This is a genomic window from Mesorhizobium sp. M4A.F.Ca.ET.090.04.2.1 (genome assembly GCF_003999085.1).
Taxonomy (GTDB): domain Bacteria; phylum Pseudomonadota; class Alphaproteobacteria; order Rhizobiales; family Rhizobiaceae; genus Mesorhizobium.
This window is the reverse complement of sequence record NZ_RZOT01000259.1, coordinates 1-8200: the sequence shown is the minus strand read 5'-3', so window position 1 is coordinate 8200 and position 8200 is coordinate 1. Positions and strand designations below refer to the sequence as shown.

At 65.4% G+C, this 8200-nt stretch carries 9 protein-coding genes; 3 read left to right on the top strand and 6 right to left on the bottom strand.

All coding sequences use genetic code 11. The annotated features are described in order from the left end of the window. Positions 1-1002: response regulator (locus tag EN781_RS18795; RefSeq protein ID WP_127400222.1), on the top strand; the 1002-nt coding region annotated here is incomplete at its 5' end. A 182-nt stretch (positions 1003-1184) separates the two neighbouring features. Beyond that, positions 1185-2072: a GNAT family N-acetyltransferase gene (locus tag EN781_RS18790; protein WP_126058285.1), complete on the top strand. Its 888-nt coding sequence runs from the start codon at positions 1185-1187 to the stop codon at positions 2070-2072. A 79-nt stretch (positions 2073-2151) separates the two neighbouring features. On the opposite strand, the gene EN781_RS18785 is transcribed toward EN781_RS18790, so the two are convergent. Together EN781_RS18785 and grpE are read right to left on the bottom strand one after the other, a co-directional pair. Beyond that, a complete protein-coding gene (locus EN781_RS18785) occupies positions 2152-2784 on the bottom strand; it encodes a trimeric intracellular cation channel family protein (RefSeq protein ID WP_126058284.1) in 633 nt (210 codons plus the stop codon). 104 nt (positions 2785-2888) lie between these two features. Beyond that, on the bottom strand, positions 2889-3524 hold the full coding sequence (gene grpE, locus EN781_RS18780; protein WP_126058283.1) for a nucleotide exchange factor GrpE: 636 nt from the start codon (positions 3522-3524) through the stop codon (positions 2889-2891). 228 nt (positions 3525-3752) lie between these two features. On the opposite strand from grpE, the gene EN781_RS18775 reads away from it, so the two are divergent. Then, a complete protein-coding gene (locus tag EN781_RS18775; protein ID WP_126058282.1) occupies positions 3753-3953 on the top strand; it encodes a hypothetical protein in 201 nt (66 codons plus the stop codon). 160 nt (positions 3954-4113) lie between these two features. Here EN781_RS18775 and EN781_RS18770 read toward each other — a convergent pair whose 3' ends face one another. The 4 genes from EN781_RS18770 to EN781_RS18755 all read right to left on the bottom strand — a co-directional run bounded on the left by EN781_RS18770 (position 4114) and on the right by EN781_RS18755 (position 8063). Further along, positions 4114-4734, bottom strand: coding sequence for a DJ-1/PfpI family protein (locus tag EN781_RS18770; protein ID WP_126058281.1), 621 nt, complete (start codon positions 4732-4734; stop codon positions 4114-4116). Positions 4735-4924: 190 nt separating this feature from the next. Next, a complete protein-coding gene (locus tag EN781_RS18765) occupies positions 4925-6532 on the bottom strand; it encodes a GMC family oxidoreductase N-terminal domain-containing protein (protein WP_126058280.1) in 1608 nt (535 codons plus the stop codon). Positions 6533-6620: 88 nt separating this feature from the next. Continuing rightward, on the bottom strand, positions 6621-7154 hold the full coding sequence (locus EN781_RS18760; RefSeq protein WP_126058279.1) for a DUF934 domain-containing protein: 534 nt from the start codon (positions 7152-7154) through the stop codon (positions 6621-6623). A 144-nt stretch (positions 7155-7298) separates the two neighbouring features. Then, positions 7299-8063, bottom strand: a complete 765-nt coding sequence (locus EN781_RS18755) for a phosphoadenylyl-sulfate reductase (protein WP_126058278.1) — start codon at positions 8061-8063, stop codon at positions 7299-7301. Between the last annotated feature and the right edge of the window lie 137 nt (positions 8064-8200).

Sequence of the window (8200 nt, the reverse complement as noted above, 5' to 3'; positions counted from 1 at the left end):
CAGTCGGACGGCACCTCAACCCGGGTGCATGGCGGTGCAGGCCTCGGCCTTGCCATATCCAGGCGCCTCGTCACCGCCATGGGCGGTTCGATTTCAGTGTCGAGCCGGCTCGGCGAGGGATCCGAATTCGTCTTCGAGCTTCCGGCCGTGGCCGCAACCGAGCCGCCGCAGAACCGGCAGGACATCCTCTCCGGCCGGCGCGCCGTGATCGTGTCGAAGAACGCGGTCGAGGCCGACGCCATCGCGCGCACCATCCGCGCCCATGGCGGCGCCGTCGACCTGGCGACGACGCTTGCCCAGGCAACGCCTTTCGCCACCGGCTGCGACGTTCTACTGGTCGATGCCGCCATGGAAAACAGCGACGGGCGCTTGCTCAAGCGCTTGCGCCAGAACGGTTTTGCCGACTGTGAGGCGATCACGTTAATCGCGCCGACCGACCGCGGCATGCTCGGCGAATTCCGCGCCAACGGCTACGCCACCTTCCTGGCGCGGCCGGTGCGCGGCGAGACGCTGCTGCGCGTGCTCTTGACCAGCCACGCGCCAGCCCTGCCCCTGCCGCAAGCCGACAAGCGCGGCGCGCAGCCCGTGCGCGCCGGCGGCCGCCGTGGCGAGCAGGGCCTGTCGGTGCTGATCGCCGAGGACAACGACATCAACGCCATGCTCGCCCGCGCCACGCTCCTGAAGGCCGGGCATCGCGTCAAGGTGGTCGGCAACGGCAAGGCCGCCGTCGAGGCTGTCACTGATGCCGGCCTGAAGCACCGCTTCGACGTGGTGCTGATGGACCTGCACATGCCGGTCATGGACGGGCTGGATGCCATCGCCGCCATTCGCCGCCACGAGGAGGCGCTGGCGGTGCCGCCCGTCCCGATCATGGTGCTGTCGGCGGACAGCCAGGAAAAGACCCGCCACACGGTACTGGCGCACGGCGCCAGCGGCTTCGTCACCAAGCCGCTCGACCCGGACGCCCTGGTCAGCGCTGTCGAGGCGCAGGTCGCGGCCTGAATTTTTTGCCCCCGGCACACGCCTTGGATTGCCTGGCTTTGCCCAGCTAAAGGTAGCCGGATGAAGGCATTCGCCAGCCGACGAAGTATTGCCCGCCGCTGCGTATCACGGTACTGTCACAATCCTGTTGCACCTACACCGTATCCCCGTGCCAAGAGGGATGGCTCGAAGGAGAATCACTCGTGCATACAGTTATGCCGGAATGTGACACTCGGCCGAATGCCGGCGGCGCCCTGCTCGCCGCGCGGACCGGCGATGCCGTTGCAACAGGCACCCCTCTCGGCCGCATCGGCAATCTCGAAGTGCGGCTTGCCCGCAACGAGGCCGAGATCGCGGCCGCCCAGGAAGTGCGCTACCGGGTATTCTATGACGAGCTCGGTGCCAGGAAGGACCTGTTCCAGGCGCAGAACCGTCGCGACGCCGACCGTTTCGACCCGCTCTGCGATCACCTTTTGGTGTTCGACACCTCGCTCCCCGGCCCTGAGCACCGCCGCATCGTCGGCACCTACCGGCTGCTGCGGCAGGAAATCGCGGCGACGGCTGGCGGTTTCTATTCCGAGGGCGAGTTCGAGCTGACCAAGCTGATCGCCCGTCATCCCGGTCAGCGTTTCCTCGAGCTCGGCCGCTCCTGTGTCCTGCCGGAATACCGTTCCAAGCGCACCATCGAGGCGCTGTGGCAAGGCATCTGGGCCTACATCAACCACTACGGCATCGGCGTGATGACCGGCTGCGCCTCCTTCCACGGCATCGTGCCGGCAGCGCATGCCGAGGCCTTGACCTATCTCGCCCATCACTGCCGCACCAATTCGGCTTGGGACGTCAAGGCGGTCGCGGGCCGTTACTGCCCCATGGACCTGATGCCGATCGAGGCGGTCAACGCCAAGGCCGCGATCGCGGCGATGCCGCCGCTGGTCAAGGGTTACCTGCGCGTCGGCGCCCGCATCGGCGACGGCTGCGTCATCGATCATGAATTCTCGACCGTCGACGTCTTTGTCGTCATGCCGGTCAAGGAGATCGGTGCGCGCTACGTCAACTATTATGGCGGGGAAGCCCAGCGCTTCGCGGCATAACTCAGCGAACAGCGAATACTGACCAGCGGGAGCTGCGTCAGCCCCTATTCGCTACTCCCTATTCGCTATTCGCTCTCTCTCATGGAATATCCTCCGGCCGCCGTCCGGGCCTGCTTTTGTAAGACGCAAAGGCCCAGCCGAATTTGAGCGCGCCGCCGCGCACAATGAATGCCGCGGCGAAACCCAGCAGACCCGCCGCCAACGGCGGCAGGCCGGCAAGGTCACCGACGGTGAAAAGGGCCGCACCCGCAAGAGCCGCCGTGACGTAGATCTCGGGCCGCAGAAGCACCGACGGCTCCCCCGCCAGAAGATCGCGCAGGATGCCGCCGAAGGTGGCGGTCAGCACGCCCATGATGGTGGCGACGACCGGTGAGCCAGTGATGGCGAGGCCCTTGGCGGCGCCCATCACCGAGAAGGCGGCGAGGCCGATGGCGTCGAGCCAGAGCAGCAATTTGTAGCGGGATTCGACCAGGTGGGCGCTGAAGAAGACTAGCACCGCGACCACCACGCAGATCAGCACATAGTCGCGGTTGGCGACCCAGAACACCGGCAGGTTGAGGATGACGTCGCGCAACGTGCCGCCGCCGATACCGGTGACGCAGGCCAGGAACAGAAAGCCGATGATGTCGAGTTGCTTGCGCGAAGCGGCAAGCGCGCCTGTCGCCGCGAAGACGGCGACGCCGGCATAGTCGAGAAGCTCGATGAGGTTCATGGGCTGAGCGAGTAGTGAATAGCGAATAGGGAGTAGGGCAATAGCACGAAGCCGCAGATTAGTATCTGTCCCCCTACTCACTGCTCCCTATTCGCTACTCACTATCAGGCATCCTTCTCGGCCTGCTCGTTCACCGGCCCCGGCTCGACCGGCGCCTCGGCGACAGCGGCCTTCGGGCCGCCCTTGGCGACGCCGACCATGGCTGGCCTCAGCACGCGGTCGCCGATCGAATAGCCGGGCTGGACGACCTGGACGACGGTGCCTGAGGGAACATCGGGATTGGGCACCTCGAACATCGCCTGGTGGAAGTTCGGGTCGAACTTCTCGCCTTCCGGCGCGAGCTTCTTCACCCCATGCCGCTCCAGCGCCGCAAGCATGGCGCGCTCGGTAAGGTCGACGCCCTCGATCAGGGCCTTGAAGCCGGCATCGCCCGACGCCTTGGCTTCGGCCGGAATGGCGTCCAGCGCGCGGCGCAGATTGTCCGACACCGACAGCATGTCGCGCGCGAAATTGGCCACCGCATAGGCGCGCGCGTCGTGCACGTCGCGCACGGTGCGACGGCGCAGGTTCTCCATCTCTGCCGCGACGCGAAGCGCTCGGTCCTTCAATTCCTCGTTTTCCTTCAGCAGCCGCACCAGCGCCTCGTAGTCGCCGTCGACGCTGCCTTCCGCACGTTCGCCGGTGGCCTCGGTAGGCTCCATATCCTCGGGCGCGCGTTCGTCTTTTGCCTGGTCGCTCATCGCCGTTTCCCGTCATTCCGAATGGTTTGGATTTGCGCCCGATATCGAGGTTTGAAGGCCAAAAATCAAGGGGCAAGCGAGCCAACGCAGTTTCGCTGCGTCTCCAGGGGACCGTTCGATATTAAATCAAATTTTACCTTGATCGCCGGCTTCGCTTGCGAGAAAGCGGCGGCGAGGGAACCATTGCCGGGTTGAGGGAGTTTCGAAGCCGACACAGGATTTGGGACGATGAGCGGCAACAAAAGCGAAAGGCGCGCGGAACTCGCCGCCGATATCAGACGACAGCTTGGCAGCGAAGCGACGAAGCGCTTTCTGCGCACGCTGCCGTCATTCCGCCTGGAAACGAACACGCCCGAGCATTTCCGCGACCTGCTCGACCAGCTCGATGACATCGAAACCAGGGCGGCCAACGGCGAACGCCGCCAGTAGCTGCGCATCCGCAAGACCGGACGCGCCGCCGCGCCTGAAGCAATTCCAGCAAGGCTGCGCAGCCCGGTTTCCGCCTGGAATTGCACAAGAAATCAGAGGCTTAGAGGATCAGCGGTTCCATGGGACTGGAACCGCTGCGAGCGGCGCTTTTCCCGATATTTCAAGCCGCCTTGCGTTCGTCGCGCATCAGCGCCTTGCCGTCGCGGATCTCGGTGCCGAGCACCTTCAGGCATTCGCGCATGAACGCTGCAAGGCCAGGCCAGCCCTTGGCCGATACCAGATTGCCATCGACATGGGCGCCGGTCGGCGCGACATCGATGTAGATGCCGCCGGCGAGCGTCACTTCCGGCTCGCAGTATTGCAGCGCCGCGACCTCGCGGCCGCGCACCACACCGTCGACGGCGATCAGGATCTGCACGCCGTGGCAGATGGTGAAAATCGGCTTGCCGGTCTCGTGGAAATGCCTGACTAGCGCCTGCACGCGCTTGTCGATGCGGATGTATTCCGGCCCGCGCCCGCCGGCCGCATAGACGGCGTCGTAGTCGGCCGGGTTCACCTCGGCGAAGGTCTTGTTGAGGATGTAGTCGTGGCCGAGCTTTTCGGTGTAGGTCTGGTGGCCTTCGAAATCGTGCAGCGAGGTCTTCAAGATGTCGCCGGCCTTCTTGTCGGGGCACACGACATGCACCGTATGGCCAACCGCATGCATGGCCTGTTCGAAGACGAAAATCTCATACTCCTCGCTGAACTCGCCAACGAGCATCAGAATCCTTTTGCCTGCCATGCCGGTTCCTCCCTTAGCTGGCTATTTATTTCGAGGCGCGAAATATAGCCCTATCGTAAGGGCAAGCAGGGCGGAGGGGAAGCGCAAATCGCACGATTGGTCCTACCAGATTGATTCTGTGGCGCCCGGTGAGCAACAAAGGCAAGGCTTCCGGAGCAAAACCGGAGAGGCTGGTCTGACCAAGACAGCGTCAGGCAGCCGCCCGGATCATATCCGCCGCCTTCTCGGCGATCATGATCGTCGGCGCATTGGTGTTGCCGCCGACGAGTGTCGGCATCACCGAGGCGTCGACGACGCGCAGCCCTTGCAACCCGCGCACCTTTAACTGCGGATCGACGACGGCCATCTCGTCGATGCCCATCTTGCAGGTGCCGGCCGGGTGATAGATCGTGTCGGCGCGGGCCCTGATATGCGCCATCAGCTCGGCGTCGCTGGCAGCGCCAGCGGTATAGATTTCCTTCTGGCGATACCTGGCCAGCGCCGGCGACTCCAGAATGCCGCGCATCATCCGCACACCCCGGAGCAGAAGCTCGGCGTCGCGCTCGTCCTCGAGGAAGCGCGGGTCGATGCGCGGCGGCGCCAGCGAGTCTGGACTGGACAGCCCAACCTCGCCGCGCGAATAGGGCCTCAGCACGCAGACATGGCAGGAGAAGCCATAGCCCATATGCAGCTTGCGGCCGTGATCGTCGACGATGGCGATGCAGAAATGCAGTTGCAGGTCGGGCCGCTCGGCCGCCGCGTCGGATTTGAGGAAGGCGCCGGCCTCCGCATAGGGCGTGGCGATCATGCCGGTGCCGTCCTTGCGCCAGCGCAGCATGTGCCTGAGCAGTCCGGGCAGGCCGCGGAGGCCGATGCCCATCAGCTCGGTCTCGCGCGACTTCCAGGCCAGGATGAAATCGAGATGGTCCTGCAGGTTCTTGCCGACACCGGGCAGTTCATGGACGATCGGAATGCCGTGCACTGCCAGCTCCGCCGCCGGACCGATGCCGGAAAGCAGCAGCATTTGCGGCGAGCCGAACGCGCCACCGCACAGGATGACCTCGCGCCTGGCTTCCGCCACGGCTTCGCTCTTGCCGGCACGATAGCGCACGCCCGTCGCGCGCTTGCCGTCGAGCACCACGCCGGTCGCCTGCGCGCCGGTGATGACGGTGAGGTTCGGCCGGCCCATCGCCGGATGCAGATAGGCTGCCGCGGCCGAGCAGCGCTCGCCATTGCGCCGCTCGCCCCAGAATTGCGTGACCTGGTAGAGCCCCGCCCCTTCCTGCTCGGGCCCGTTGAAATCGTCGTTACGGCGGATCTGGTTCTCGCCGCAGGCCTCGACGAAGGCTTTCGAGATCGAACGCGGCTCCTGCTGCTCGGCCACCCTGAGCGGTCCGTCGCCGCCGTGCAGCGCATCAGTGCCGCGCTGGTTGCCTTCGGCGCGCCGGAAATAGGGCAGCACCTCGCTCCACGACCAGCCGTCGCAGCCGAGATCGGCCCATTCGTCATAGTCGCGGCGGTGACCGCGCGTGTAAAGCATGGCGTTGATGGCGCTGGAGCCGCCCAAGGCCTTGCCGCGCGGCTGGTAGCCCTTGCGGCCGCCGAGCCCTTCCTGCGGCACCGTCTCAAACCCCCAATTGTTGATCCTGGGCCTGCCCGGCAGCAGCGCGATGATGCCGGCCGGCGCGCGGATCAGGAGATCCTTGCCTTCGCCGCCCGCTTCGATCAGGCAGACCGTCTTCGATGCATCCTCAGAAAGCCTGGCGGCAAGCGTGCAGCCGGCGGAACCGCCGCCGGCGATGACATAGTCGTAGCGCATGGTCTCCTCCCGGCGGATATTTCCGTCCGTACGGTCAGAGAAGGCCTGCTTGCGCGCGTTGTAAAGACGTCGACGAGTTACCGCAGGGTCAGCCCGCGCGTTTGCGCCGCCAGGAATATTTCGGCCCCTTGGTCTCCGCCTCGGCGGTCGGCTGGTAGTAGAGCCCCAGCCCGCCGGTGCGGCCTTCCCCCAACCGCTTCAAAAGCACCGGGTTCGAGATTTCGAACTCGTCGAAGCCGACCCGCAGCATATGCGGCAGCTGGTCGACCAGCACCTGGCCGGCGGCGCGGACGGCGCCCTCGAAATGATGGCGGCTGCGCAGCAATTCGCCCTTGGAGAAAGAACGGCCGTCATTGAACGCCGGGAAGGCCAACGCCACCAGCGACAGCTGGTCGAGCAGGCCGACGATCTTGTCGAGCTCGTCGCCGGGCTGCAGCAGCACCCCGATGCGTTCCCTGGCCGACTTGCGCACCTCCGGGTCGAGCCCCAGGAACGCCTGCAGCGGCAGGATGAAGCGGCCATTGCCGGCCAGCGCCTCGGCGCTCTCGGCCTGGATCCACTCGTCCTCGCGGAAACCGTTCGGGGTCCAGAGGCGGGTTTCCGATTTGGTCGGTTCAGTCATCAAAAATTCCCAAGTCCAAAAATCCAAGGATGTGTCGCGTTTCAGGTCAGGCCGAGCCCGAGCGGAGCGTCCCATGGTGCGTGAGCACCGGAAACGCTGGAAACCGACGATTGCGGGCCGGCCTCACCTGAATATCAACATAGCCTAAAGGGATGCGTCGGTCAGCGACTTCTCCAGGCCGGAAAGGTGGATGCCGCACTCTGTCTTGGCGTGCCCGGCCCAGCGGCCGCTGCGCGCGTCCTCGCCCGGCTGTACCGGCTGCGTGCACGGGAAGCACCCGATCGACAGATAGCCATAGGCGACCAGCGGATTTTCGCGCAGCGCGTGCTGGCGCATGTAGTCGGCCTGGTCCGAAGTCGTCCAGTGCGCCAGCGGATTAATGCGGATGCGCGAGCCGACCGCCTCGAAGACCGGAAGCGCCGCGCGCGTCGAGGCCTGGAATCGCTTGCGCCCGGTGAACCAGGCGCGGAACGGCTCGACGCCGCGCGCCATCGGCTCGACCTTGCGCACGTTGCAGCAGGCGTCGGTGTTGGTTTCGTGCAGCCTGCCTGTCGGATCGACGCGTTCGAGCGCGGCCTCCTCCGGCTTGATCACCCTGACATCGGTGAAGCCGAAATCGGCGACCAGCGCATCGCGATAGCCGAGCGTTTCCTCGAAATGCTTGCCGGTGTCGAGGAAGATCACCGGCAGCGCGCGGTCGACCTTGGCGATCATGTGCAGCAGCACGGCGGAATCGGCGCCGAAGGAGGAAACGGCGGCGATACCGCCGCGAAACAACTCGTTCGCCGAACGCTCTATGACCTCGATCGGGCTGAGGTGCCCATAAAGCGCGTCGAGCCCCGCCGCCTCGGCGGCGACGCCGGCCTCGACATCAACGACCCGGTCAAGCGGCCTTGGTTTCGCCAGCATAGAGCGCCTCCTTGAACGGCGCGGGACCGACTCTGCGGTAGGCGTCGATAAAACGTTCTGAGGGACTGAGCCGAAGGCCGAGATAGGTATCGACGATCTGCTCGATGGCGTCGGTGATCTCTTCCGACGAGAAGCCG

What these genes read in the sequence shown, in the direction of transcription:
- EN781_RS18765 (WP_126058280.1), bottom strand. Translation starts at nt 6,532, where the DNA reads ATGCGCTACGACTATGTCATCGCCGGCGGCGGTTCCGCCGGCTGCACG.
- EN781_RS18760 (WP_126058279.1), bottom strand. Translation starts at nt 7,154, where the DNA reads ATGACTGAACCGACCAAATCGGAAACCCGCCTCTGGACCCCGAACGGT.
- EN781_RS18755 (WP_126058278.1), bottom strand. Translation starts at nt 8,063, where the DNA reads ATGCTGGCGAAACCAAGGCCGCTTGACCGGGTCGTTGATGTCGAGGCC.
- EN781_RS18785 (WP_126058284.1), bottom strand. Translation starts at nt 2,784, where the DNA reads ATGAACCTCATCGAGCTTCTCGACTATGCCGGCGTCGCCGTCTTCGCG.
- EN781_RS18775 (WP_126058282.1), top strand. Translation starts at nt 3,753, where the DNA reads ATGAGCGGCAACAAAAGCGAAAGGCGCGCGGAACTCGCCGCCGATATC.
- grpE (WP_126058283.1), bottom strand. Translation starts at nt 3,524, where the DNA reads ATGAGCGACCAGGCAAAAGACGAACGCGCGCCCGAGGATATGGAGCCT.
- EN781_RS18770 (WP_126058281.1), bottom strand. Translation starts at nt 4,734, where the DNA reads ATGGCAGGCAAAAGGATTCTGATGCTCGTTGGCGAGTTCAGCGAGGAG.